Consider the following 24295-nt stretch of genomic DNA (forward strand, 5'->3'; position numbering starts at 1 on the left):
TACGACGTGGCGTTCATATACCCCGCCGCCTGTTTGGCGGGCGTATCGGCGACGTAGACGACCCGAGGCGTCCCGTCCAGCGTGACCGTCGTCGTCTCGGCGAAGGGGCTGTCCGAGGGAGGCGCGGCTCGGCCGCGCGAGGCGAGGAACACAGCGGCGAGGACTGCGGCGGCGGCCAGGAGGGCCAGGGCGGCCAGCCCCCTCATACGCCGTGGGTCAAGTAGTCCAGCCTGCCGCCGTCGACGACGAGCACTTGCCCAGTGACGAGCCTCGCGTCGTCTGACGCGAGGAACGCCACTGCTCTCGCTATGTCCTCGGGCGCGGCCAGCGCGCGCAGAGCCGTCTTGCCGATTATATCGGACTTGGCCCTCTCGACCTCCTCCCTGGTTCTGCCTCTGGTGGTGAGATCGGTTTCTATCCAGCTGGGGGCGACCGCGTTGACCCTTATCCCGTAGGGGGCCAGATCGAAGGCGAGCCTTCTGGTCAGGGCTATCAGCGCGGCCTTGGTTATCGCATAGTACGTCGTGTTGGCCAACGCAGTGCCTATCCCCGCTATGGAGGCCACGTTCACTACGACGCCCCGCGACTTCTTCAGGTGGGGCAGAGCCTCCAGGGTGACGTATATAGGCCCCTTGACGTTGACGGCCCACATCCTGTCGAGCCGCGCCTCATCCAGCTGCTCGAACGGCATGAGCTCCATGATCCCCGCGTTGTTGACCACGACGTCGAGCCCTCCGAAGGTCCCGACGACGTCCTCGACCATACTCCTCACCTCCTGTCTGTTGGACACGTCGGCTTTGAAGACCTCGGCGCCATCGCCGAGCTCCCTCCTCAGCCTCTCCGCAGCCTCTCGCGACGAGTTGTAATTTATGGCGACTCGGGCGCCCCGCCGGCGCAGCTCCCTCGCTATTGCTGCGCCGATGCCCCTCGAGGCGCCTGTCACCAAGGCCACCTTGCCCGACAGGCTCATGGACGGGCCTCCTTCGGCGTTTTTAAGCGTGACGGCGCGCGATATCATTAAATACCGCGGGCGCGCTCCGCCTGTGTCCGAGATCAAGCCGAGGGAGTATTGGCTCGCCGCCATCTCGACAATGTTAGTATGGGGCCTCGAGTACTACGACATAATTCTATTCTCGAGCCTGGCGAATATACTCAAGGGCTTGTTCTTCCCCGAGGCGAATCAGCTAATAGCTGCGGTGGCCACATGGGGCGCCTTCGCAACGACCTACGTGGTCAGGCCCCTCGGCGCGTTGGTGTTCGGATACGTGGGCGATAAGTACGGTAGAAGGACGTCGACCGTGTTAGATGCGTTGGCCGTGGGGGCCGCAGGGCTGGCGATAGGGCTGCTCCCTACCTATGGCCAGATCGGCGTCGCCGCGCCGGTGGCCCTATATCTGCTGAGGGGGGTCCAGGGCCTTGGGATAGGCGGCGAGGCGGGCGGCGGCGCGACGTGGGCCCTGGAGCTCGCCCCGAAGGCCATGAGGCCGTACGTAAACGGCGTCATGTACTCCGGCCTCTCCTGGGCGGTCTTCCTCACATCAGCATTGACTCTATGGGCCAGAGGCCTCTTCGGCGAGAGCGGATTCGCCTCGCTCGGATGGAGGGTGCTGTACGTAATAGGCGTCGTGCCTGCGCTTATAGCTCTCGCCATAAGGATGGCAGGCTCCGAGTCGCGCGAGTGGCTTGACGCCGTACGTAGAGGCAGGACCTTGAAGGTCCCCGTGGCGGGGGTATGGCGCTATTGGGCCAATTTCCTCATACTCATATTGATAAACCTGGGGCTGACCCTATATTTCTACGGCGGCTCGGGCTACTGGACCTACATAATGCCGGCCGTCGTGGCGCCCAAGCTCGGCCTGGACAAGGGCGCCGCATACAGCCTCGCCCTGGAGCTGTCCGCATACGGCGGCCTCGGGGCCGTCGTCGGCGAGCTGTTGAGCGGCTTTGTGGTCTCCCTGCTGGGCGTCAGGCGCGCGTTTCTGCCCCCGTCGTTGGGGCTCCTGGTCGCGGCGCCCGTGGCGACGTATCTGGCGTTTACGCTGAACGGATATGCGGCCTATGCCTCCTTCGCCATGGGCCTGCTGTTCGGGCTCGCCGCCGCGCCTCAGACTCTGTACTTCGCCGAGCTCTTCCCGCCGGAGGTTAGATGGACCGCGGTGTCCCTAGGCTGGAACATAAACGCGTCCATAGGCCCCCTCGGGTCTCTAGCCGCATTGTTGATACTTACGGGAGCTCCCGGCAACGCGGTCCTCATGGCCGTCTACGGCTCCTTGGTGTCCGCGATCAGCGCCGTGCTGACCGCGATAGGCTCCCTCCTGAGGCCGAGGAGCTTCTAGCGGCGAAGGAGCGAATTTTTATATTCGGCGTGGATGGGGCCATGGGCGTTCCTAGAGCCGAGGGGAGGACGGCTGGCTGCGGGAGGCCCGCCTCCACGCGCCGCGACGGGGCAGAGATCGCTCGGGGAGTACTGCCATGAGGCCGCCCGAGGCCGGGGGCATTTCTGCGAGGGAGCTGAGGAAGAAGTTCGGGGATAGGTTCATCGACGACCCCTCATTCCTCTCTCTGTATTCCCGCGAGGCCTCCTTCGAGGAGCCCTCGGCGGGGCCTCTGGGTGTGGTGTTCCCGACGTCAGAGGAGGAGGTCCTGTGGCTGGTCAGATGGGCCTACGAGACCGAGACGCCGATTTTCTCGCAGGGATCTGCGACCAGCCTGTCGGGCAACACGGTGATGACCAAGCCGGGCATCGTCGTAAGCTTCGAGCGCATGAACAAAATAGTCGAGGTGAATCCGACCGACTCCTATGCGGCCGTCCAGCCGGGCATCAGGCTTGAGGAGCTGAACGTAGAGCTGTCCAGATACGGCGTGTTCTTCCCGGTGGACCCCGGCTCCGTGAGGTCGGCCACGGTCGGCGGCGCGATAGCCAACGGCGCCGGCGGCATGAGGGGCGCCAAGTACGGCGCCATGAGGGATTGGGTTCTAGGCCTCGACGTAGTCACTGGGAGGGGCGATCTGCTCAAGATCGGCTGCAGGACCTTGAAGTGCAGGAACGGCTACGACTTGGTGAGGCTAGTGGTGGGCAGCGAGGGCACGCTGGGCCTGGTGACCGAGGCCGTCTTGAGGATCGCGCCGATGCCGGAGTCCGCGGCGGCTGTGCTCATCTACTACGACGATCTGCCGACCCTGGTGGAGGACGTGGTGCGGGTCAGGGCCGCCAGGGTATGGCCCCTCTTCGCTGAGTTCTTGGGCCCGGCGGAGTCCAGGGAGGTGGGCCTCGAGGAGAGATACTCCTTGTTCCTAGGCGTCGACGTCAACAGAGGGGCCGAGAGGGATATGTTGAACAGGCTCAAGGGGCTCGTCAGAGGCGCGGTGGCCAGGGAGGCGCTGGGCCTAGACAGCTCCATGGATCTGCTGGAGCCGCGCCGCAAGTTGTTCAGCGCGCAGGTGGCGCTCATGCAGAGGCGGCTGGGTAGCGAGGGCTTGTTGATCATAGAGGACATAGTGGTCCCGGTCTCCAAGCTACCTGAGGCGGTCCGGCGCATGGTAGACCTTGCGGAGAGGCTGGAGATTCCGCTTTCTCTGGGCGGCCATGTGGGCGATGGGAACCTCCACCCCACCACTTGGTTCAGGAGGGGGGACGCGGAGGGCGCCAGGCGGGCGAGGGCCTTCATCGAGGGCCTCGGCAAAATAGCGGTAGGCCTCGGAGGTAGCGTCTCGGCAGAGCACGGTATAGGCACCTTGAAGCGGGATCTCTTGAGGATGGAGCTGGCGCCGACCGTGCTGGAGTACATGAAGGCCCTCAAGTCGATATTCGACCCCAAGGGTATTCTGAACCCAGGCAAAATACTATAGGCAGGGGCCGTCCTCGAGGGCGGTCGAGAGCTCCGGCGTGCGCGGACGACGCGCCGGAAACCGGCATCTCGGCGGCTGGTCGGCGGTCCTCGCCGTATCCTGAGACACCCGCCGGCTCTGCAGCGAGATGCATCCATGTGGGCGGCTGTAGGCGCATCCTATGAAGATAAATATATCGATTTTATACTGAACAAAATTCTATTATTTAAATAGAATATTTAATAAATCAACGGAAAGGGCCTTTGGAAAATCACATTTAAATATACAGCCAAGGAGATACGATGGCAGGCGAGATTTCCATAGAACAGGCTATTCTTCTGGGCATCATAGTGGTTATAGCGGTGGCGGTGGGTTGGTATATGTATACTACATTTATCGCGTCCGTCCAGTCTGGTAGCAAGATATCTGTATCGCAGGCGACGATAGACACTTCGGGCAACTTGATGCTGGCGGTCTCAAACGCGGGGCCTGCGCCCGTGGCGGTCATAATAGGCGTCTACGTCGGCAACACGCCGTGCTCCCCCAAGTCGGCCACAGGCCCTGCGACTATCAGCGGCACGAAGGTCTCCGTAGGCACCGGCGGCACCGCCACGCTGACGTATAGTTGCCAGAGCTTCTCGGGAGTATCCGGGACGACCGTACAGGGATACCTAGTGCTGTCGACCGGAGCCACGTTCCCCTTCACCGCCTCGGTGACCTAGCGCGCCGTCTCTCCCGCCGGAGGACGCCTACGGGTTAGCCGAAAACATCCTGGCGGATCTACGCGCGGCCTCGACTATCTCGAGGGCAAGCGGCATATATTCGGCGAGCTCGCCCAAGGTGCCCCGCTCGACCTTCAGCCTGCCCAGAGGCACAGCCGCGAAGGGCGATAGGTTGCCCTCCATAATTTTCAAGAGGTCTTCATATCTGGCCGAGAGCGTATATCTAGAGGTCGCCCTCCCTTGTAGTAGCCTGGCCTCCACGCAGCGGCCGCCCTCAAACCTGAAGTAGAGAGTTATGTCGCCGGGTTCTCCGGGCACGTCAGTAGCCACCACCGAGAGCTCCGGCGGGGCCTTATCGGCCGATATACCTCTGCAGACCTCCGTCAGCCAGGCTTGCGTGGGCCTAAACTCCGAGCTGCGCGAGAGCATACTTGGCCGCCTCCTCTGCGTTTTCGGCCTTCACGACGGCCATGAAGCCCGACTGGTGTTTGAATATCACCTTCTCGCCCTGTAGCTTCCTGAAGTCTATCTTGTCCTTATGCCTATCGGGTCTCCAGAGGGAGTAGGCGCCTGGATTTCTGATGTCCTTGACGGCCACAACAACGGGTTCGTCTTCTTTCAGCACGCCCACGTCCAGAAGCGCGTTCCAAACGGCTGTCGGTGGGACGCTGTCCTCGACAGCCACGGCCTTGAGGGCGGTGGCGCCCTCAACGACGGAGTAGCGCCCGCCCTCGACCGCCCTCGCGGCCCTCACGCTGTCGTCGAAATACCTCGCCAGGCCCCTGGCCACGTATTCGGCCAGCTGGGGCACCGCAAGCACCGCATGTGCGGCGAAGTCTATCCCGAACCCCACCCTGCGGGCCTCCTGGCTCAGCGAGGCCGAGACCGCGTCGCGGGCCGCCTGCCTCATGAGCCTCAGCTGGGCCAGCGTCCTTGGGAACCTCTCGGCGTCGATGTCCACCGACTGGGCTACAGCGAACGACTTGGAGTACTCGGCGAAATCCTCGACGTCGAAGTCCGCCGTAGCCGCCTCGGCCACCAGCTCGAGGAACCTGACGTCTTCGTATTTCCCCCTCGGCGTAGCTCCGAAATAGGCCGAAAGGCCTTGGTTGAGCGACGCGCCGTAGATCCCGAGCCACCTCTTGGCGGCTATGGCGCCGAATCTGTCCACCAGATCGGCGGCGACGAACAGCACGTATATACGGGGCCTCGGCCTCATGCCCAAGGCCTCCACGGTCTGCATCAGGGATGACGGAAGCTCGACGTACTCAGGCTCGCCGTTCGGGGCGTGGTGGTCCAACACCGCCACCGTCCCGGCCGACTTGAGCCGGTCGTAGTACTTATATCCGATATCGGCGTATACGACCGGCGTCCCTCCGCCGGCCACCTCCAACATCTCGCCCTCCTGGCCGAGCCTATAGACGGCCTCGGCGCCGGCGCGCCACAGAAGCGCGGCGGCTATGGTATCGTCGGCGTGAGCCGTGCCGTTGTGCACCACGGCCTTAAAACGGCGGCCCTGGACTATAGCCCGGGCCGCCTCGACCTCCTCCCTATATCTGCCTAATATGTCCACGCGCCAGAAGGGCCCTCTATTTAAGTCTCCTCGACCCCAAACGCCTGCATCTTCTTCAACTCGTCGAGGACCTCCCCCAGCTTGGCCATCACGTCCATGTGGTTCTGCTTCAAGACGGGGGGTAGCTCGTTCAGCCGCTGGATGCCTCTGGCCACTTCGTCCAGGGAGTTCCTGATATCGTCAAGCTTGGCCGAGATCAAATAGAGGGAGGCTATGAGGAGCTCGTCCGTGTTCAGCTTCTTGTTCTTGGATATCTTGTCGAGGACGGGGGCAGCCGCGCTCCTCATGAGGCCGTCGAGCCTGGACCTTAGCGCCTCATCCATAAAGTAGATATTTCATCGAAATTTATAATCATTCACTATTTTTCGGCAGGTAATGCGTATGGCTACCTGACGTCTAGCTCTGCGTACCGGGCCAGCGCGTCCATCACGTCGCGTCTGACGGGCCCCTTGAGGCTCTTCCTATAGACGACGACCTTCCTAGGCCTCGTTACATGCTTCATGAAGGCCCTCACGGCCAGATCGGCCGTCGCCACGTCCTTATGTACCACATGGCCGACGTCCACCGCGCCGTCTACGACCTCCGCGGTCAGGAGGGAGTAGTGGAGATCGCCCACGGACATAACGGGCGGGGCCCTCGCCTCGAAGCGGGGTAGCTCCCCGAGGGCCGACGCCAGAGCTCTCAGCGCCCTCCGGTCCCTCCATTCCCTCTCGGTGCTGCCGACCTCGACGAAAGTTACGCTGACCTCTTCGGTGTTCGGCGCATGGTGGGTGGCCTCGAGAGCGCAGTCGAAGCCCTCCGGCCTCTCGGAGCAGATTCTCCTGAGGAGCCAGGACTTAAGCCCGGCGTGGGCTACCGAGAGCGACGGGGCGGTGCCGGGCGTGTGGGCGGTCAGCATGGGCCTGGGCCTCGCCATCTCGTGGCGGGACGGCACGACTAGATGCGATACGCCGAGCGCCTTCAGCGCCTCCTCGGGGGGCGGCTCCACAGAGTCCCCATCGTAGAACAGCACCAGGACGTCCCCCATCTTGGCCGTCGACAGGTAGGAGGCTCCGGGGGATCCAGCCAGCCCCAGCTCCCTGGCGACGCCTCTGGCGACCGGGTCCTTGGATATGGCTATGGCCATCACGGTATGAGGACGGCTCTGCCGAGCACCGCGCCCGCCTCCATGTCCTCATGGGCCTTGGCGGCCTCGGAAAGCCCGTACTCGGTATATATCGGGGCTATAAGCCCGCGCCTCAGGAGGTCTAGGGCCTCATATACGTCCCACGGCTTGTAGGCCATGTGGCCGAGGACGGCTACCTGCCTCAATATTATGAGGGCCGGGCTGAGTTGCGCCCTCTCTCCCGTCACGTTGCCTATAAGGACGACGGCGCCGTTTCTCTTGGCGAGCCTTATGGAGGTCTCCATGGTGGGCGAGCCCACCGTGTCGAAAACCACGTCGAAGTCCTTCATGCCCTCTCGATATATCCCGATGCCCAGAGAGCCGTACGCCTTGGCCTTATCGGCGGATCTGGTGGATATATACACGTCGGCTCCCCTGAGCTTAGCCACCTGGGCCAGATAGAGCCCGGTTCCCCCGCCGCCGACCACCAGCACCCTCTTGCCTTCGACGTCGACCCTCCTGACCGCGGCTATGGCGGTCGGTATGACGTCGGTTGCCAGCACGGCGGCGCGGGGATCGACGCCGTGGAAGGGGTAGACGAAGTCGGCGGGAAGCGCCATATATTCCGAGTACGTCCCGTCTCTATGCTCGCCCAGATACTGTGCGTTCCTGCATAGGTTCTCAAGCCCGCGTCTACAGTAGTCGCAAGTCCCGTCGTACATGGCGGGGGCCACGAAGACCCTCTGCCCCACCAAGTCCCTATCCGCCCCAGGCCCCACGTCGACCACTCTGCCGACTCCCTCGTGGCCGGGTATCACGGGGAGCCTCACATGAGGGAAGGCGCCCTTCCTCACGACGAGATCTCTCCCGCAGACGCCGGCGGCCTCTATCCTCACCAAGGCCTCCCCTCTGCCCGGCGTGGGGCTCTCCAGGTCCTCGAGCCTCAACGCCTCGTGGGGCTTGCCGTATTTCACAAGCCTTACTGCCCTCATGGCGAGCCGTTGCAGACGCACCTCCTCTCCGCCTTGGCTCTGGCAAGGGCCTCGGAGGGGGGCAAGCCCTGGGCCACATACCTCTCGAAGTCGTACTCCGTCGTGTAGCCCATTTCCCTCAGCTCTGCGGCCGCCTCTAATATATTCCAGTCGTATTTGTATATCAAGGCCGCGACCTCGTTGATCGAGACCAGGGGACCCGGCCTGAATCGCAGGAAGACAGGCGTGAACACATCTATATAGGCGCTCCTCGAGCCGCCTCTGATGGGCACCTCGCCGAACTCGCCCCTCAGCGCCCTCAAGACGTTCCTCGAGGCCTCGGTGACGCATCTGGAGACAAGCTCTGCGAGGATCCCGGAGTCGGAGGGATCCAGGGCGTAGTACCCCAGAAAGCCGCCGTTGGCCAGAAGGGCCGAGATCCGCCTCATCAAGTAGTCCCTGCTCAGCTCTCCATCGGCGCCGAGGCCGACTACGGCGACCTCGACGTCTACTCCGAGGTCCTCCGCCCTCTTCAGCACGGCGAGCGAGTACGAATCGGCCAGCGGCGAGTGTAGATCAGGCTCGCAGCCGCAGGCGAGCACGTCGCCGCCCACGTCCACTCCGACGATCTTATCGAACTTAGATGCCAGCGCCTTGGCTACGGCGCTCGGAGGCTCGTCGGGCGATATGGCGTAGACACCCCTCCCCAGCACCGACGACACGCAGGCCCCCTGCGGCGTTATCGCCCTGCCGCGCCTGACGGCGCGGGTATCCGGCCCCACGACGAATAGGGGGCTGCCGCCCTCGGCGCCCAGGAAATCCCTGCGGAGGAGGGGCCCCGGCTCCGGATCCACGACGTACCGCTCCCAGGGCAGCAGCCCCGTCTCGGCCCCCAGCTTGGCCGCCAGGACGGCCGCGCTCACCACGTCGCCGCCGCCGCCTATGGCGAAGACCAGCCTCATCTAAGCCCTCTAAGGAGCTCCACGTAGGCCCTGGCGACGTCCACGACCTGCTGGATCTCCACGTATTCGTCGGGCGTGTGGGCTGTGAACTCGGGCCCGGGCCCGTAGGTCACGGTGGGTATGCCGCGCTTTATGAAGAACCTGGCGTCCAGCCCGCCTATACATATGGTCTTCCTCGGAGGCCGTCCGCGCGTCCTAGCCACGGCCCCCTCCAGCGCCTTGGCCAGCGGGTGGTCCGGCGGCACGACGGCGGCCTCGGACTGGTTTATCACCCTCACCTCAACTCTGTAGTCCAGCCCAGCCGCGGCGCCCTTTATGAAGTCCTCCACCTCCTTCCTGACCTCCTCGACGCTCTCCTCGGGTATGAGGCGCCTGTCGAGTGTGAAGGCGAAATAGCCCGGCACCACGTTGGCCTTGACGGAGCCCCTGACCTCGCCCCCCATGGTGAGCGTCGGCGAGGCCCCCCTGGGGTCCTCGAACTCATATTTGCTCCGCTTCGCGGAGAGCCTCGGCATGTAGCCCTCCAGTATTCTGCTCGCTATCTTGACGGCGCCCTCGAACGCGTTGAGCCCCAGCCACGGCGTCGAGCCGTGGACCTGCTTCCCGTAGACCTCCACCAGGAACCAGACGAGGCCTCTGTGGCCTATCCAGATGTTGTCGACGCCGGAGCCCTCGGCTATGACGGCCCAGGGCGCCTTGATCTTGCCGGACTCCGCGAGGTAGCCGGCACCCGACTCTCCGCCTATCTCCTCGTCGGGCACGAAGGAGATCTCGAAGTTCCTCAGCCCCTCTCTGACAGCCGCCTCAGCCGCCAGCACTATCGCCGTGAGGCCGCCCTTCATATCGACCGCGCCCCTTCCGTACACTCTGCCGTTCACGTGGCGGGGCTCGAAGGGCCTCGCGACCGACCAAGCCGACTCGGGCCCGGGCGGCACCACGTCGTAGTGGCCGTTGAAGTGGATCTTCGGCTCGCCGGATCTGGCCAGCAGGATATACCTGGGGTGGTCGACGCACTCGGGGCACGCCTTGGCCACGACCTGCCTGGGCACCTCGACGATCTCCGTGTCGAGGCCCATGCCCTTGAACAGCCTCTCCGCGTATTCGACGAACTCTAGGTACTTATCCCCGGGGGGATTCACCGTGGGGATTTTGATCATCTGGCTCAGAACCTCGACGGCTCTGGACTCCATAACGTCACCGAAATACTATTTATTAATTGCATCACGGACGGCCTTGGCGAAGAAGCCCATCAACATGACGAATTCGGCCTAGGCTGAACCGCGCCGATCCCCCAGGAGGTTGCGCGCAGTCTCCTAGCCCGCTCTCTGCGGCAAGCTACATGTCTCTCGGCGGCGTCACGTCGAGGGCGCTCCTGGGCACGGCCAGATAGGGCCCCTCGACTACGGGCAGAAGTTGGGGTACTTGGCGCCGTCGCCCGCCTCCAGCCACGGCGAGTCCTCCCAGCGCACTAGGTGAACCACGGGCGCCGGAGCGAAGCGCCCTCCGTCCCAGAAATAGGGAAGTCCATCGACGCCAGTCTCGACGAGGACGGCGTCGGCGACGTCGAAGACGCCGACCGGCGGACCGGCCGAGCCGGTCTGACCAGCCGTCGACAGCAAAGCCGCAACAGCCAATACTAAGACCAGAGCTCATGATATATAAAAACTATATAAGTTTAAAATATTGATAATTATAAGCTAGGATTAACATATAGGATAGTTCAAAGAAGGGGGCTCTGGACGGCCCGCCGCGGCAGCCGTGCTCCCGGACGCTAGGCCCTGCGGCAGTACGGTTTTATATACTTGAATATATCGCTGAGCCTAGGCCTCTCCTTATATATGACGACGTAGTGGGGAAGCGAGCGCCAGGTGGCCAGCGCGAGCCTCTCGTCGACTAGGACGAGCAGAGGTATCTTGGCCGCCGCCAGCTTCTCGTACTTCCTTGCGACGTAGTCGGGGGTCCAGAACCCGACTATCTCCACGTATAGATCGCCTATCTTGAAGTCGGGTATGAACACCCTGTTGCCGACCACCAAGGCCTCGGGCTCTCTCTGCACCGCGCAGACCCTGGAGACGTTTCTGTAGAACTCCTCCTCGGCCGTGCTGTCGAACTGTGGAGGCTCGACGTCTCTATGCGCCATCTTGGGCGCGCTGGACTTAGCCTCGGCGAATTTGTAGATCTTGCCGTAGAGGCTTATGTCGGCCTCGATGCGCCAGTCGTCGGCCGAGATCACGTAGGGCACGAGCTTGGCTAGCCTCGTGCCGTAGCGCTCGGTCTGCTTGACCGCCGAGACCGGCCCGTCGATATCCAGCCTTATTCCGCCTCCGGCGCGCTCCGCCACGTACATCAAGCCGAGGCCCTTCAGCGTCCTCACCAGCTCCTTCACGCGGGCCCCGTCCGCGGCTACGTAGGCGGCCATGCGCCTCGATCTGAACAGAAGGGTTTGGACCAGCGACGTGTTGTACAGAGCGGCCAGCTCCTCGGCCGACATGTCGGGTCCCCTAGTTATGACGAGCTCGTCCTCGTGGATTTTAGCTAGAGCCGCCTCGACCTCCTCGGCGGATATCTTGAGGCGGGAGGCCACGGCGGCCACGACCCGCGCCCTCTCCCCCTCGTCTACGACGGGATGCGCCTTGGCCGCCTCCCGGAAGACCTCGAGCCTGATCCGCGTCAGCCGCCTTCTGTCGACCTCCTCAAGCCCTATGGACCTCTCGACTATGTGGGCCAGCCCCCTCGCCAGCTTAGGCTCGAAGGGCGCGTCATCGACCTTGGCCCGGGCCTCGGCGAGCCTCAGGCCGGGCCTGTAGGCGCCCAGCACGTACTCCGCGGGCCACAGCTCCTCGAGATACCTCGGCGCCACTCGATCCCCCTGTCTCCTTGCCCTCAGGAGGTCGAGGGGGATCATCCCACCCCTCTGCGCCTCCTCCTGGATATGTCCACCTCCCGCGTCTTGGCCGTGACCACCTCGTAGATCTTGGCCCTGTGGGGCTTCAGCCTGAGGGCCCTCCCTATCCTCTGGACGTACTGCCTGCTGGACGACGTGCCTCCCAATATCACGACGACGTCCACGTCGGGCACGTCTATCCCCTCGTCGAGGACCTTGCCTGTGACCAAGGCCTTCACCTCGCCTCTTCTGAACATCTCCATGACGAGCTCCCTCTCCTGGTCGGGCATGTCGTAGGTAACCTCGGGTATCAGGTAGCGCCGGGATACCTCCCTCGCAAGCGCCGTGTATTCCGTGAAGATGAGGATCTTTCCGTCGGGATGTCTCCTCAGTATATCGGCAACGGCGTCCACCTTGCTCCTGCTCTCGAAGAGCATCCTCCTCATCTCGTGCCAAGCCTCAAGGGCGCGCCGCGCCTCGGCGCTTCTGCCGGCCAGCATAACCAGCCTGCCGAAATCGGAGGGCGATCTGAACCTGAGCCCCCTGGCCCTTATGTACCCCCTGTAGACCCTCTCCAGCTCCTTGTAGCGCGCCATCTCCTCCTCGGACAGGCCCACCTTCACGACCTCCACGTCGAACTCCGCCAGATATCTGCCAGCCGCCTCGGAGACAGCCATGCGGTAGACCACGGGGCCCACCAGCTCGGGCAACAGCATATGTAGATCGTCGGCCCTCTCGGGCGTGGCCGTCAGGCCTAGCCTGTATGGGGCCGGCGAGAGCTCCGCTATCTGCCGGTACGACTCTGAGGGCAGGTGGTGGACCTCGTCGAAGACCAGTAGCGGATATCTATTGCCCAGATGCTCCACCGCCACGTAGGCAGAGTCGTAGGTGGTCACCGTTATGCAGAGCTCCCTTTTCTCCTCGCCGTACCAGACGCCCACGCGCCCCGGGAAGTGCTCGGAGAGCCTCCTCTCCCACTGCCTCAACAGCTCTATGGTGGGCACCACCACGAGCGCCGGCTGCCCCACTCTGGCTATGGCCTCTATCGCCACGTAGGTCTTCCCGGCGCCTGTGGGCATGACCACCACGCCTCTTCTGCCCCTCAGCCAGCTCCTCAAGGCCTCCTCCTGGTACTGCCTCAAGCTGGGCCTCCTGGCCGCCTCGACCGACCTACACACCGGCGACAGCACCCCGTCCTCGTACTTCACCCCCAGCGAGTCCAGCACGGCCTTTATCCTGTAGTAGTACATCCCGAGGGCTCTATATTTGCCCACCCTCGCGTCGAATTTGATAAACGAGAGCGCCCTGATCTGCGCCGGCACGTCCCCCGACAGGACGACAGTTCCTCTATCCCACATCAAGTACAGCACGTCCCTATTATGGAACCCTATATATAGGCCTTCCGGCGCCCCTCGCGGGCGGACGGGGGCCTAGCTTATAAATATATCCGCGCGGACACGCCCGTGAAGATGCAGTTCAAGAACGTGGTGCTGGGCGGGACCTTCGACACGCTCCACTCGGGCCACGTCAAGCTGCTGGCCACCGCCTCCCTTATAGGGGAGGAGATCCTGATCGGCCTCACCAGCGACTCCTTCGCCTCTACCTACAAGCAGTACAACGTGAAGCCGTTCGCCGCGAGGCTGGCCAACCTCAAGTCGCTCATGAGCTTGATAGCGCCGGAGAGGAAGGTTGAGTACGCCGCCATAAGCGACCCCTACGGACCCGCCGTGACGAGACCCGAGCTCGAGGCCATAGTGGTCAGCAGGGAGACGTTGCCCAGAGGCCTCCAGATAAACGACGAGAGGGTCAAGAGAGGCTTGAGGCCCATGGACGTGGTGATGATAACCACGGTCAAGGACGGCTACGGCAATATACTCTCCTCGACGTTCATAAGGAGGGTGCTTGGCGTCAGGTGACCGGCGCGAGGGGCAGGGCCCCCTCAAGCCAGCCGTAGCGAGGCAAGCTCTCTATATATGTCTAGCGCTCTGCCGCAGTCGCCGACGCAGAGGGTCGGGCCCCCCAGCACGTCCAGCCTGACGTAGCCAGCGGCCTCCCGCCTCAAGAAGTCGAAGATGTTGACGTAGTATATCTCGCTGTGGCTGAAGTCCCTAAATGCAACGAGGTAGTTATACGCGGCGGCCCACGCCTCGTAGGGATCAGGCCTGGCTCTAACCCCGTACTGGAGCAGATCGACCCTGGGCGGCCTCGGCTCGGCTCTGGCGAGCCTCTTGGCGACCTCCGCGGCGAAGCCCACCGTGGAGTCGTCCACGTAGTCGTCGAGAGGGCTGTGGTACACGCCCCAGATGTCCTCCAGGGACGATATGGTGACCGCGGGGAGGCCGGCCGCCTCGTAGTGCAACGAGTCGAAGTCGGCGCGCGGGCGGTCGGCTGGGAGGAGCCCCCTGACGGCCTCCTCCATGTAGGGCATCACGTACGCCTTAATGGACCCGCGGCCGACTACGTCCAGGTTCACCAACAGCCTGGGCCGCCATCTGCTGAAATACGCCAGGGAGCCCCACGCCCAGTAGAGCGACGGCACGTGGGGGCCCACGCCTTCCTCGGCCGTGAAGAGGCCGAGGGCCACGGGGTAGTCCTCCACGACTAGGTCCAGGAAGGCCATGACGGCGGCCTCTACCCCTCCGCAGTTGTCGGTGGCGCCGGCCAGCCAGTGGTCGTAGTGGGCCGAGATCATGGGCGTGTCCTCGAAGGAGTTCATGGCCACCACGTTGTAGCTGAATGCAGTCCTGGCCTCTACGTCTATATTCAGCAAGGCCCTTTTGCCCAGAGCCCTCCCGACCTCCGCAGGGGCGCTGGCGGCCGGTATGGGCGGAGGAGCCGCGTCGTACTTGAAGCCGAGCTCGTCGGTGACCACCACCCTCCTCAGAGGCTCGCCGAATAGCACCAACGCCGACGCGCCCCGCCTCGCCGCCTCTATCAGGAGGTATTTGGCGTCGTCGACGTCGCGCGGAAACGGCGCCAGCACGATGTCGCCCTCGGCCTCGCCGCCAGGCTCGACGAGCCTGCCCTCGTACGTGCCCGGCCTGGAGTAGGGCAGAGCCAGGACTTGGTACCTCCTCCCCTCGACCTCCAGGGCGGAGCCCCGATCTCTCCAGTACAGCACCTCCACCGGCGAGAGGTGTAGCCAGATGTGGGGTATATCGAGGACGGAGGCTATGAAGTCGAGGAAGTCCCTCTCCTCGGGAGATCCGGCGACCAGATCTCTGTATTCCATACACCTCTTGGCTAGATCCCCCACGGACCTATTAGGGACCCTTTTTAAACTGACCTCGGCCCCTCGGGCGCCCCCTAAACGTGATCCAGCTACCGGCCGAGGCATACGCCGTGAGCCTTAAAAACCTTCGCGGCTGGAGGGAGGCCCAAGGCGAGAAAGGCAGGTTTTAGCTCCGGCTGAGCTCAAAGCCCCTCCGGCTTCGTGGGTCGGAATCCCCTTTATAATTGGAAATCTCGCCCTTCTGGGCGGAGAGGAGGTCGGGTTCTTGTCGGAAGAGACGATGACAAAGCTGAGGACGTCGAAGAGGCCTCGCATCGGGAAGAGGAGAGGACTATGGAACCTCATCCAGCGGTACCAGCTCCATTCGACAAGCCGATTTCTATAGACGGCGATGAAGAGGTGACCCACCGGGCCGAGGGCCGGCCGCCCGCCATACGGGCAGGGGCCGGAGAGCCATGCCCGCTGCCCGCCACGCAGATGAGGGGACGCGCCCCCTCGCTGGTCGGCGCCCCGGCCCGGGAGGCCCTAGGCCCCTGGAGCCCGAGAGTCCCCATCGCTCAGCCGCGTAGCCGTGGGACAGCGTAACACGCGCCGATCGCCATCGTCCTCCAACATGGCGAAGTGGATGGGGCACGCCTTGCTGTTGTGATAGGACGAGATGTGGGAAACCGTAGATAAGATTTAAAACGGGGTGGCCTAGATCTCCTAGGCGAGAGGGCTGATTGTTGACGACATGAACCCGGTATGATCGGTGACGTCCACGCCTATTTGAAGTGTCTGCTTATCGCCTCCCAATCCTCCGCGCTTAAGCGCCAGCCCATGGCGCCGGCGTTCTCCCTCACGTGCTCCTTGTTGCCGGCCTTGGGTATCGGCACCACGGTCCCCATGCCTATATACCAATTGAGGGCGACCTGTATAGCCGTCTTGCCGTATTTCTTGCCCAGCTCAGACAGCAACCGGTCGCCGGCCAGCGCGCCCTTCTCTATCGGCGTGTAGGCGAGGTAGAGAAGCCCCTCCCTCTCTGCGTAGGGTATCACCGAGTTTTCGTCCGACCTGTACCTCAAGCTGTATCTATTCTCCACGGCAGCCATATCGTGCCTCTTGGCGCAGCTCCTCGCTTCCTCTATCCCCCTCACGTCGAAGTTGCTGAGGCCCCAGAAGCGCGCCAGCCCTCTATCCACGGCGGCCTCGAAGGCCTTGACCGTCTCGCATATGGGCACGGAGTCGCTGGGCCAGTGGAGCAGGACCAGGTCGGCGTAGGTGCCCAGCCTCCTGGCGCTGGCCTCTAGGGACCTCAACGCGTCGTCGTACCTCGCGTGGTTGGGCCAAACCTTGGTCACTATGAAGAGCTCGTCCCTCTTGAAGCCCTTGACGGCCCGGCCCACCAGCTCCTCGCTGTGGCCGCCGCCGTACATCTCGGCTGTGTCTATGAGGGTCATGCCCAGCTCGACGCCAAGCCTCAGGGCCTCGACCCAGCCCTCGTCGTTGCTGTGGTCGGAGGTCCAGAAGCCGCCGCCCATTCCCCACGTCCCCATGCCTACAGCCGAGACGCATCCCACAGACTTCACGCACTTCACGTCGGCCATGGCAACAAGCCGATCCATAGTAAAAAAGCTAACGCGCCGCCCGGCTAGACCGACGCGAGGACGACTCCGGCCAGTATCAGCGCGAAGCCGGCCCCCGACCACGCGTCCAGCCTCTCGCCGAGCTTTAGGTACGTGATGGCTTGGGTCACGGCGGGCGAGAGCGCCGTCAATATGGTCGGCACGACGACGTTCGCGTAATAGGTGGAGAGTATAAATAGGGGGCCCCCGACGCCGTAGCTGAGGGCTCCCGCCGCGAATATCCTGGCGCTGACCCTAGGCCTCCGCCGTCTGGCGGCCTCGACCAGCCCCACGGCTAGGAGCAGGACCAGCGCTCTGACGAACGTGAAGCTCCAGGGATCCACGGAGGCGGTTGCCGCGCCTAGGGCCAAGAACGAGATGGCGTAGAACAGAGCCGACAGAAGCGCCAGTGCGAACCCCTTGGCGGATCCCCTCCTTGCCCTGATCACCGCGGAGAGGCCCGCCATGGCCAGCAGGCTGGCGGCGACGTACTGCAGGGACAGGCCCTCTAGAGGCGACGCGAGCAGGGGGACCAGCACTATGTACGCGTAGGAGAGCAAGTTGGCCAGCCCCACCTCCGCGTATCTGAGCGACAGGAGGTAGACGTATGTCCCAAGCACGGGGCCGAACATCGAGAAGGCGGCGCCGTAGAGCCAAGCCTGCGGGGACAGGCGGAGCCCCAACGCGGCCAGCGGAGCCGCCGACAGCATGGCGGCCAGCGCTATCGAGAATAGATCGTCGAGGGCGCTCTCGGTGGCCCCCGTCTTGTAGAGAAAGGGGCCTACGGCCCACAGGAGTGAGGCGGTCGCGGCGAGGGCTATGCCTATCAGCATGCCGCCGACACGTCGCCCGCGCGGTCTATATCGACCAGGACGCCCGGGTCCCCGACCTCGACCCCCGCGGACCTGAGGACGCCCATCACGGCCCGCACGCCGACATCGCCCTGGAGCTCGAGGACCTTGGCAATCGCCGAGCGGCGTATCAGCACCGGGTTCCCCCTGGCGCCTCTATACGTGGGGTACACCACGTCGGCAAGGCCGCTGTTGGCCAGCAGCTCTCTGTAGGTCTCGGCTCTCACCAGCGGCATGTCGCCGAGCGCTATTATATACCTCTCGAAGAACGGCGCAGAGATCAAGGCCGCCTTGAGGCTCGTGCTCATCCCGAGGCTGTACCAGGGGTTGTAGACGAAGGATACGTCGAGCCCCCATCGCCTTACGGCCGCGCGGACGGCGTCCGCGTTATGGCCCACTACGACGTGGACGGGCCCCACGCCGGCCGACACGGCGGACCTCACGGACCTGACGACCACGGGCTCTCCGCAGAAGTCGGCCAGCAGCTTAAAGCCGTCGAACCTCCTGGACTCGCCCGCGGCGAGCACCACCACGGCGGCTCCCATCAGACCAGCCCCTGCAGATTCGCGGTGACCTTCTCGACGATGGACCTCGCCGCCGCGTCCACCACGGGCCTCCCCAACGCCGAGATGAGGCCCCGCGCGTTGCCCTGAAATATCCAACGCACCTCCCGGCCCTCGGCGAAGAAGCTTATGGTGAAGTCCACGACGCTCTGGAGGCCGCTGGCGGTCCCCACGACGGTCGCCCTGTCCTCCCGCGCCTCTGAGTACTTGAACCTGACGTCCATGGCGCCCTTGAGGCTTCCGACGCCGACGGCCACCCTGGCCCTATACCACTCCCCCTCCCGCGATATGGAGGATACGCCGGGAAACGCCTTGCCCACAACCTCGGGGTCTAGGAGCCTCTTGAAGTTGGCCGGGTCCCTCATGACGAATCTGCCCTCGTATCTCAGCTCCATGGGGCCACGGACGCCCCTATATTAATCTGGTAGCACCTCACGGCGCGATAGATATATATACCATCTATATACTGACCATGAGGATAAAGATAAGATCGCCCAGGTGGTACGACGGCGTCGACAACGCCTCCCACAGGCCCTATCTACGCGCCGTTGGCTTCACCGAGGAGGACTTCTCCAAGCCTCTGGTCGGCGTGCTTGCCGCCTGGTCCGAGCTGGGGCCCTGTAATTACCACACGCTGGAGCTGGCCAGGTACGTGAAGGAGGGCGTCAAGGAGGCCGGCGGGGTGGGCCTCGCGGCGCCCACCATCGTGGTCAACGACGGGATAAACATGGGCACCCCCGGCATGCGCTACTCCCTCATCAGCAGGGACCTCATAGCCGACACGATAGAGGCGCAGTTCAACGCCCACGGCGTGGACGCGTGGATCGGGATAGGCGGATGCGACAAGACCCAGCCGGGGATAATGATGGCCATGGCCAGGCTGGATCTGCCCGCCGTGTATCTCTACGGAGGCACGGCCGAGGCGGGCTGGCTCGGCGAGAGGGAGCTCACCATAGAGGACGCCTTCGAGGCCGTCGGCGCGCATCTCTCCGGCAAGATCACGCAGGAGGAGCTCAGGCGCGTGGAGGAGCTGTCCTTCCCCACATACGGCACCTGTCAGGGCCTCTTCACGGCCAACACAATGGCGATCCTTGCGGAGGCCCTCGGAGTGTCGCTGTTGGGCTCGGCCACGCCGCCGGCCACCTCGGCAAGGCGCCGGGCCTACGCCGTGGCGTCGGGGCGCGCCGCGCTGAGGGCGGCCGAGCTGGGAGTCACGCCGCGGAAGGTGATCACCTACGACGCGTTGTACAACGCGGCGGTGACGCTCTTCGCCACCGCCGGCTCCACGAACGGAGTCCTCCACCTGTTGGCGATAGCGCACGAGGCCGGGGTGAAGTTCACGCTCGACGACTTCGACGAGGCCAGCAGGAAGGTCCCCGTAATCGCGGCGTTGAGGCCGGCCGGGCCCTACGCGATGCAGGATCTGGACAGAATAGGCGGCGCGCCCAGAATACTGAAGAAGCTCTACAGGGCCGGCCTCCTGAGGCCTGAGGCGCTCACCGTCGAGGGCGAGCCCATAGGCAAGCTGTTGGAGAGGTGGCAGCCGCCGGCCGTGCCGGAGGCCGGCGTGCTCTACGACGTCGAGAGGCCATACAAGCCCTACTCAGGGATAAGGATCCTCAGGGGCAACCTGGCGCCGAGCGGCGCCGTCATGAAGATAGGCGCCACAAACGCGCTCAAGTTCGAGGGGAGGGCCCGCGTCTACGACGGGGAGGCCGACGCCTTCAAGGCGGTGGCGGCCGGCGAGATAAGGCCGGGCAACGTCGTGGTGATACGCTACGAAGGCCCCAAGGGCGCTCCCGGCATGCCCGAAATGCTGAAGGTGACGGCGGCTATAGTGGGGGCCGGACTGGGCGAGTCAGTGGCCCTGGTGACCGACGGACGTTTCTCAGGAGCCACCAGGGGCATAATGGTAGGCCACGTGGCGCCCGAGGCGGCCGTGGGAGGGCCCATAGCGCTTGTGGAGGACGGCGACAGGATAGCGATAGACGGCGATGCCGGTTTGCTCAAGCTCGACGTCCCCGACGAGGAGCTAGAGCGCCGCAGGAAGTCGTGGAGCCCGCCCAAGCCCAACTACGCCGGCGGCCTTCTGGCCAAATACGCCGCATTGGTGCAACAGGCTGATAGAGGCGCCGTGACGACCCCATCGCCGCTGTCCGTCGACTACTGAAGGGCTCTGGGCCACGCGCGGTGTCAAGCCCATTAACCTCTAGGAGGTTCAGCCCACAGCGCAGGGCCACGCCCGGCAAGCCGTGGTCTTCGTTACAGAGCCCGTCGATAGTATCGCCACGATGGCCATGGCGGGGCTTCCGGTTCGTCTGTTCTCATCGCGTCCGCGCAGGGACGTCAAGCTTCGCCGCCGGCATAGCCGTGACGGCGGCGCCGATGATGACGTCGAGCCTGAGCAGACAAGGGGATTCGTGCAAGCCCGACTTTCGTTCAATCGAAAGATGTATTATCAGCTTATATAAATTTAAAAAGTTGTTATCTTAAAATATATTATGAATAAAAAATTACTGGCAGAGATTTTCTTGATCGATTTTCTGATAGGTATTTCTGCTTGGTATGTTTTTCTTAACGCAATTAATTTTATTAATATATTTACTGATAAATTAATATATTATGCATTTATCTATATATTAAATCCTTTATTTTCATCGATAGCATCGATCGTCATCGGCTATCTTTCGGATAAAGGCCATCTGGACAGATTCATCGGTCTGAGTCTTTCTATGATGTTTCTTATTCTACTTTATCAATCCTTCATAAAATATGATAGTTTATTTTTAATATATATTATTTTAACTATTTTTAATATAGCATATACACTCTATAATGTCTTAAAGTATTCGCTAGTTCCGAAGATCACGGCTATATTTGAGCAGATAAATGCCGCTTACGAACTTTCCTACGCCGTATTGATGGTCTTCGGGCCGCTTCTCTCGCTGTTCCTCATAAAGGCGATGTACGTCGCCCCGTTGCTGCTGTTGGCATCACTTCTTATATTTTTTCATATAAGCAAGGAAGTTGAATATAAGCAATTCAAGAGCACATACAGTTTTCTATCAGTATCAAGAAAAATATTTCTAAATAAAACATTTCGCCTAGTTTCCTTAATATATCTTATATTAACATCAGCCGGTAGTTTAGTTAATTTAGCAATAATTCAAGTATCGCAGAAATTTCATTTAACAGTGACATTCGTGGCGAACTTTGCTGTGATCAATGCATTAATTGGTTTAGGCTCTGCCCTTGCAAGTATTCTAATAGGCGTAAGGCGTTCCGTATTGCCCCGTCTGGCGTTGCCTGGCTGCCTACTTCTATCTCTGTACCCCATTGCTATCTTCCTCTATTTACTTACTCAGTCGGATGTCATGCGATGGGGCTTTTTGGCCATCTCGGTGCTCAACGGATTTTCCAACTCCATATTGTCAATCTATTTGGCTACAAAAATTCAAAATATATTTATAGATAACACGGCTATGTCATTCGCTACATTAAATATAATATCAAATATTACAAGCGTAGTCACGCTATTTATAGCTGGCATACTATCTGGTTATATTTTATCTTTAATGATATTTTCATCATTGATATTATTTATAAACACATTTTTAATTAATCATTTAAATAATATAAATGTTAAATAAATAGACAAATCTTCTGCGGCTCGTTGTTAATTAGATGACCGGATGCGGCGGATAGTCCCTCCAGCATATGCCCCCCAGCGCCTGGCTTCGTAATGTTTTATTATGGGTGCCGCTTTGGGCTTGTGTTGACCGCTGTCGCTGAGCTCGCGGGCGGCGTGGTCCTCACGGTTGCCGCCGGCCTCCTCGTCGAGCAGTTGGTCTACTACCTCGGCGCGAGGTTTAGGCGCTCTACGGCGGGCGTGGCCACGGTGGTGGCTCCGATCATCACCTCGAGCCCCGAGCTGGCGGTCTTCTTGATAGCGTTGCTGGAGGGCGAGGCCGGGGTGGCCTGGGGCTCCATAGTGGCTCAGCCCTTCATGGCGTCCACCGTGGTGTACCCCGCGGTGGTGCTCGCCGCCCTCTCCTCCTGGGCCCTGCGGAGGAGGGCCACGCGGCTTCCGCACGTGCACAGACGCACGGCTATGCCCCTGTTGGCCTTCACCCTGCCGTTGATACCCGTCTTGTTTCTACATCCGGAGCGGCACGGCCTCTACGGGAGGCTCTACGGCGCGTCGCTGGTGTTCGCGTATTTCCTCTACGCACGGGCGGCGCTGGGCAAGGAGGCCGAGGCCGGCGGGAGCCCCCGCCTCTATTTGAAGAATCCGGCGCTGCAAATAGCCGCATCGCTGGCGGCTCTATATCTCGGCGGCGAGTGGCTGGTGCGCGGGGTGGCCGGGCTCGGCCCCGCCCTGGGGCTCGACGATGTCGCGCTCGCGGTCGTCTTGGTGCCTGTGGCCACCGTATTGCCAGAGTCCGTAGCGTCGCTGGTGTTCGTGGCCAGGGGGAAGGACGACGAGGGGATAGGCGTGGTGGTGGGGGAGAAGGCCCTCTACGGCACCTTCTACCCCGGCCTTGCCATGGCCGCGGGGGTCTACAGCCTCGGCCCGGCCGTAGTCGCGGCTCTGACGATCGCCATAGTGATCTCTCTGCTGGAGGTGGCGGCCATATGGCGCGGCTACTTCGGCCTGACGGCGCCGTTGGGTCTGGCGGGCTATGTCTGGTATCTCTACCACATCTAGGATAGTATCGACGATACTGTCGGCGGCCGATCTGAGCAGGGCCGTGGCGGCGAGGGCCGGACGGCTGGGGAGGGTCAGGGCAGTGGCGGTGGGCAAGGGCGCCCTGCCCATGTTGGGCGGCCTCTCCGCGGTCGCCGAGATAGTGGACGGGGTTGCGGTGGCGCCTCAAGCCGGCCCGGTCCCTAGGTCCGTCAGGCTGTACGTAGCCGACCATCCGACTCCCACCAGGCGGAGCTTCGAGGCGGGGCGCGCGGTGCTGAACTACGTGGAGTCGCTCGGGCGCGGCGAGACTCTGGTGTTTCTGATATCGGGAGGTGCCTCCAGCCTCATGGAGGTCCCTCTGGTCGACGAGGGCGACTTCCTGGCGGCGTGGGGCGTCCTCCTGAGGGGCGGATTGACGATACACGAGCTCAACGCGGTGAGGAAAAGGCTCTCGGCCGTCAAGGGAGGCAGGCTCGGCCAGATCGCGGCGTCTAGAGGCGTCGAGGTGGTGAACTTGATAGCCAGCGACGTGCCTTGCGACAACCCGGCCGACGTGGGCTCGGGCCCCAGCGTCCCCGACGACACGACGCCGGACGAGGCCTACCTCTACCTGAAGGTCAGGGGGCTCTGGGCCGAGCTGCCCGGGAGCGTGCGGAGGCTCATAGAGTCCAGGAGGGGAACCGTCGACACCCCGCGCGACTTTCCCCACAGGACCTCCGTGGTGGCCAGAAATCTCGACGTTCTGAGGGAGCTACAGAGGGAGTACGGAGGCACGATCGTCACGTCGTGTCTGGTCGGCGAGGCGAGGGATGCGGGGAGGCTGGCGGCCTACATGGCGAGGGAGCTCGGCACGCCCTTGATATTGGGAGGAGAGCCCTCGGTGACGGTCAGAGGGAGGGGGCGCGGCGGAAGGACCACCGAATTCGCCCTGTCGTTCGCGCTGGCGGCGCCCAGAGGGCTGGCGGCGCTGGCGATGGCCACCGACGGCCTGGACGGCAACACGGGGGCGGCTGGGGCCTGGGCCGACCCCGATCTGCTTTCCGATATGGAGTCGATGGGCCTCGACGTGGCGGAGCTGTTCGGCGACAACGACACGTTCAAGCCCTTCGAGGCGACGAACCGCGCCGTGTTTACGGGCCCCACGGGATCGAACCTCAACATAGTCTTCTACGTGGACCAGTGGAGCCGTCTAGGCCGGCTTCTACAGCCGCGCGGCTAGGTACAGGAAGGGCAGGTAGAGCGCCATGTTTATCGCGGTGATCGCGATGCCCCTCTCGGCGAATTCTCTGAACTTCAACGTCCGCGAGTAT

24 protein-coding genes and 1 pseudogene are annotated in these 24295 nt (G+C 62.6%); 8 read left to right on the forward strand and 17 right to left on the reverse strand.

Translation table 11 applies throughout. The features are described from left to right. A pseudogene (locus B7L68_RS03195) lies at positions 1-206 on the reverse strand (DUF192 domain-containing protein); the annotation flags it as partial. Continuing rightward, positions 203-970: a glucose 1-dehydrogenase gene (locus B7L68_RS03200; protein WP_081246249.1), complete on the reverse strand. Its 768-nt coding sequence runs from the start codon at positions 968-970 to the stop codon at positions 203-205. The gene B7L68_RS03200 and the pseudogene B7L68_RS03195, both read right to left, overlap by 4 nt. Before the next feature lie 73 nt (positions 971-1043). Between B7L68_RS03200 and B7L68_RS03205 the strand changes: the two genes are divergently transcribed. The 3 genes from B7L68_RS03205 to B7L68_RS03215 all read left to right on the forward strand — a co-directional run bounded on the left by B7L68_RS03205 (position 1044) and on the right by B7L68_RS03215 (position 4550). Further along, complete coding sequence (locus B7L68_RS03205) at positions 1044-2336, forward strand: MFS transporter (protein WP_238136301.1); 1293 nt, start codon at positions 1044-1046, stop codon at positions 2334-2336. Positions 2337-2472: 136 nt separating this feature from the next. Next, on the forward strand, positions 2473-3849 hold the full coding sequence (locus B7L68_RS03210) for an FAD-binding oxidoreductase (RefSeq protein ID WP_081246251.1): 1377 nt from the start codon (positions 2473-2475) through the stop codon (positions 3847-3849). Positions 3850-4130: 281 nt separating this feature from the next. Then, entirely contained in the window at positions 4131-4550 is a 420-nt protein-coding gene (locus tag B7L68_RS03215; protein ID WP_081246252.1) for a sodium:proline symporter, read from the forward strand. Between the two features lie 27 nt (positions 4551-4577). Here B7L68_RS03215 and B7L68_RS03220 read toward each other — a convergent pair whose 3' ends face one another. From B7L68_RS03220 to B7L68_RS03265, 10 genes are all read right to left on the reverse strand, one after another. Continuing rightward, entirely contained in the window at positions 4578-4979 is a 402-nt protein-coding gene (locus tag B7L68_RS03220; protein ID WP_081246253.1) for an SCP2 sterol-binding domain-containing protein, read from the reverse strand. Further along, positions 4954-6123 carry a hypothetical protein gene (locus tag B7L68_RS03225; protein WP_081246254.1) on the reverse strand — a complete coding sequence of 390 codons (1170 nt, stop codon included), beginning with the start codon at positions 6121-6123 and terminating at the stop codon, positions 4954-4956. Before B7L68_RS03225 ends, B7L68_RS03220 begins: the two co-directional genes overlap by 26 nt. 20 nt (positions 6124-6143) lie before the next feature. After that, positions 6144-6446 carry a hypothetical protein gene (locus tag B7L68_RS03230; RefSeq protein ID WP_081246255.1) on the reverse strand — a complete coding sequence of 101 codons (303 nt, stop codon included), beginning with the start codon at positions 6444-6446 and terminating at the stop codon, positions 6144-6146. A gap of 62 nt (positions 6447-6508) precedes the next feature. Beyond that, positions 6509-7249, reverse strand: a complete 741-nt coding sequence (locus tag B7L68_RS03235; protein ID WP_238136306.1) for a D-aminoacyl-tRNA deacylase — start codon at positions 7247-7249, stop codon at positions 6509-6511. Beyond that, a complete protein-coding gene (locus B7L68_RS03240; protein WP_081246257.1) occupies positions 7249-8220 on the reverse strand; it encodes an alcohol dehydrogenase catalytic domain-containing protein in 972 nt (323 codons plus the stop codon). The genes B7L68_RS03235 and B7L68_RS03240 overlap by 1 nt, the downstream gene beginning before the upstream one ends. Beyond that, a complete protein-coding gene (locus B7L68_RS03245; protein WP_081246258.1) occupies positions 8217-9161 on the reverse strand; it encodes a DUF1152 domain-containing protein in 945 nt (314 codons plus the stop codon). The genes B7L68_RS03240 and B7L68_RS03245 overlap by 4 nt, the downstream gene beginning before the upstream one ends. Continuing rightward, positions 9158-10351: a M20 family metallopeptidase gene (locus B7L68_RS03250; protein ID WP_081246259.1), complete on the reverse strand. Its 1194-nt coding sequence runs from the start codon at positions 10349-10351 to the stop codon at positions 9158-9160. The genes B7L68_RS03245 and B7L68_RS03250 overlap by 4 nt, the downstream gene beginning before the upstream one ends. Before the next feature lie 210 nt (positions 10352-10561). Then, positions 10562-10795, reverse strand: coding sequence for a hypothetical protein (locus tag B7L68_RS03255; RefSeq protein WP_081246260.1), 234 nt, complete (start codon positions 10793-10795; stop codon positions 10562-10564). Positions 10796-10932: 137 nt separating this feature from the next. Further along, positions 10933-12066 (reverse strand): DUF790 family protein, encoded by a 1134-nt coding sequence (locus B7L68_RS03260; protein WP_081246261.1) that lies wholly within the window; start codon positions 12064-12066, stop codon positions 10933-10935. After that, complete coding sequence (locus B7L68_RS03265) at positions 12063-13403, reverse strand: DEAD/DEAH box helicase family protein (RefSeq protein WP_081246294.1); 1341 nt, start codon at positions 13401-13403, stop codon at positions 12063-12065. The genes B7L68_RS03260 and B7L68_RS03265 overlap by 4 nt, the downstream gene beginning before the upstream one ends. Before the next feature lie 105 nt (positions 13404-13508). Here B7L68_RS03265 and B7L68_RS03270 point away from each other — a divergent pair, with 105 nt between their 5' ends. Then, positions 13509-13961 carry a phosphopantetheine adenylyltransferase gene (locus tag B7L68_RS03270; protein WP_081246262.1) on the forward strand — a complete coding sequence of 151 codons (453 nt, stop codon included), beginning with the start codon at positions 13509-13511 and terminating at the stop codon, positions 13959-13961. A 23-nt stretch (positions 13962-13984) separates the two neighbouring features. On the opposite strand, the gene B7L68_RS03275 is transcribed toward B7L68_RS03270, so the two are convergent. The 5 genes from B7L68_RS03275 to B7L68_RS03295 form a co-directional block, all read right to left on the reverse strand. Next, positions 13985-15301 carry a M28 family peptidase gene (locus tag B7L68_RS03275; RefSeq protein ID WP_081246263.1) on the reverse strand — a complete coding sequence of 439 codons (1317 nt, stop codon included), beginning with the start codon at positions 15299-15301 and terminating at the stop codon, positions 13985-13987. Between the two features lie 740 nt (positions 15302-16041). Next, entirely contained in the window at positions 16042-16881 is an 840-nt protein-coding gene (locus B7L68_RS03280) for an aldo/keto reductase (RefSeq protein ID WP_369907391.1), read from the reverse strand. 26 nt (positions 16882-16907) lie between these two features. Further along, positions 16908-17714 carry a DMT family transporter gene (locus B7L68_RS03285; protein ID WP_081246265.1) on the reverse strand — a complete coding sequence of 269 codons (807 nt, stop codon included), beginning with the start codon at positions 17712-17714 and terminating at the stop codon, positions 16908-16910. Then, positions 17708-18277, reverse strand: coding sequence for an NTP transferase domain-containing protein (locus B7L68_RS03290; protein WP_081246266.1), 570 nt, complete (start codon positions 18275-18277; stop codon positions 17708-17710). Before B7L68_RS03290 ends, B7L68_RS03285 begins: the two co-directional genes overlap by 7 nt. After that, on the reverse strand, positions 18277-18690 hold the full coding sequence (locus B7L68_RS03295) for an SRPBCC domain-containing protein (RefSeq protein ID WP_081246267.1): 414 nt from the start codon (positions 18688-18690) through the stop codon (positions 18277-18279). Before B7L68_RS03295 ends, B7L68_RS03290 begins: the two co-directional genes overlap by 1 nt. A 77-nt stretch (positions 18691-18767) precedes the next feature. On the opposite strand from B7L68_RS03295, the gene ilvD reads away from it, so the two are divergent. The 4 genes from ilvD to B7L68_RS03315 all read left to right on the forward strand — a co-directional run bounded on the left by ilvD (position 18768) and on the right by B7L68_RS03315 (position 24204). Then, on the forward strand, positions 18768-20465 hold the full coding sequence (gene ilvD, locus B7L68_RS03300) for a dihydroxy-acid dehydratase (protein WP_081246268.1): 1698 nt from the start codon (positions 18768-18770) through the stop codon (positions 20463-20465). A gap of 331 nt (positions 20466-20796) precedes the next feature. Beyond that, positions 20797-21945: a hypothetical protein gene (locus B7L68_RS03305; protein WP_081246269.1), complete on the forward strand. Its 1149-nt coding sequence runs from the start codon at positions 20797-20799 to the stop codon at positions 21943-21945. A 122-nt stretch (positions 21946-22067) separates the two neighbouring features. Next, entirely contained in the window at positions 22068-23003 is a 936-nt protein-coding gene (locus B7L68_RS03310) for a sodium:calcium antiporter (protein WP_369907392.1), read from the forward strand. Further along, positions 22978-24204 (forward strand): glycerate kinase, encoded by a 1227-nt coding sequence (locus B7L68_RS03315; protein WP_081246271.1) that lies wholly within the window; start codon positions 22978-22980, stop codon positions 24202-24204. The genes B7L68_RS03310 and B7L68_RS03315 overlap by 26 nt, the downstream gene beginning before the upstream one ends. Positions 24205-24295: the final 91 nt, after the last annotated feature.

The sequence above is a fragment of the Thermoproteus sp. CP80 genome (assembly GCF_002077075.2).
GTDB lineage: Archaea > Thermoproteota > Thermoprotei > Thermoproteales > Thermoproteaceae > Thermoproteus.

What these genes read in the sequence shown, in the direction of transcription:
- B7L68_RS03200 (WP_081246249.1), bottom strand. Translation starts at nt 970, where the DNA reads ATGAGCCTGTCGGGCAAGGTGGCCTTGGTGACAGGCGCCTCGAGGGGC.
- B7L68_RS03210 (WP_081246251.1), top strand. Translation starts at nt 2,473, where the DNA reads ATGAGGCCGCCCGAGGCCGGGGGCATTTCTGCGAGGGAGCTGAGGAAG.
- B7L68_RS03215 (WP_081246252.1), top strand. Translation starts at nt 4,131, where the DNA reads ATGGCAGGCGAGATTTCCATAGAACAGGCTATTCTTCTGGGCATCATA.
- B7L68_RS03220 (WP_081246253.1), bottom strand. Translation starts at nt 4,979, where the DNA reads ATGCTCTCGCGCAGCTCGGAGTTTAGGCCCACGCAAGCCTGGCTGACG.
- B7L68_RS03230 (WP_081246255.1), bottom strand. Translation starts at nt 6,446, where the DNA reads ATGGATGAGGCGCTAAGGTCCAGGCTCGACGGCCTCATGAGGAGCGCG.
- B7L68_RS03235 (WP_238136306.1), bottom strand. Translation starts at nt 7,249, where the DNA reads ATGGCCATAGCCATATCCAAGGACCCGGTCGCCAGAGGCGTCGCCAGG.
- B7L68_RS03240 (WP_081246257.1), bottom strand. Translation starts at nt 8,220, where the DNA reads ATGAGGGCAGTAAGGCTTGTGAAATACGGCAAGCCCCACGAGGCGTTG.
- B7L68_RS03245 (WP_081246258.1), bottom strand. Translation starts at nt 9,161, where the DNA reads ATGAGGCTGGTCTTCGCCATAGGCGGCGGCGGCGACGTGGTGAGCGCG.
- B7L68_RS03250 (WP_081246259.1), bottom strand. Translation starts at nt 10,351, where the DNA reads ATGGAGTCCAGAGCCGTCGAGGTTCTGAGCCAGATGATCAAAATCCCC.
- B7L68_RS03260 (WP_081246261.1), bottom strand. Translation starts at nt 12,066, where the DNA reads ATGATCCCCCTCGACCTCCTGAGGGCAAGGAGACAGGGGGATCGAGTG.
- B7L68_RS03265 (WP_081246294.1), bottom strand. Translation starts at nt 13,403, where the DNA reads ATGTGGGATAGAGGAACTGTCGTCCTGTCGGGGGACGTGCCGGCGCAG.
- B7L68_RS03280 (WP_369907391.1), bottom strand. Translation starts at nt 16,881, where the DNA reads ATGGATCGGCTTGTTGCCATGGCCGACGTGAAGTGCGTGAAGTCTGTG.
- B7L68_RS03285 (WP_081246265.1), bottom strand. Translation starts at nt 17,714, where the DNA reads ATGCTGATAGGCATAGCCCTCGCCGCGACCGCCTCACTCCTGTGGGCC.
- B7L68_RS03290 (WP_081246266.1), bottom strand. Translation starts at nt 18,277, where the DNA reads ATGGGAGCCGCCGTGGTGGTGCTCGCCGCGGGCGAGTCCAGGAGGTTC.
- B7L68_RS03295 (WP_081246267.1), bottom strand. Translation starts at nt 18,690, where the DNA reads ATGGAGCTGAGATACGAGGGCAGATTCGTCATGAGGGACCCGGCCAAC.
- ilvD (WP_081246268.1), top strand. Translation starts at nt 18,768, where the DNA reads ATGAGGATAAAGATAAGATCGCCCAGGTGGTACGACGGCGTCGACAAC.
- B7L68_RS03305 (WP_081246269.1), top strand. Translation starts at nt 20,797, where the DNA reads ATGAATAAAAAATTACTGGCAGAGATTTTCTTGATCGATTTTCTGATA.
- B7L68_RS03315 (WP_081246271.1), top strand. Translation starts at nt 22,978, where the DNA reads ATGTCTGGTATCTCTACCACATCTAGGATAGTATCGACGATACTGTCG.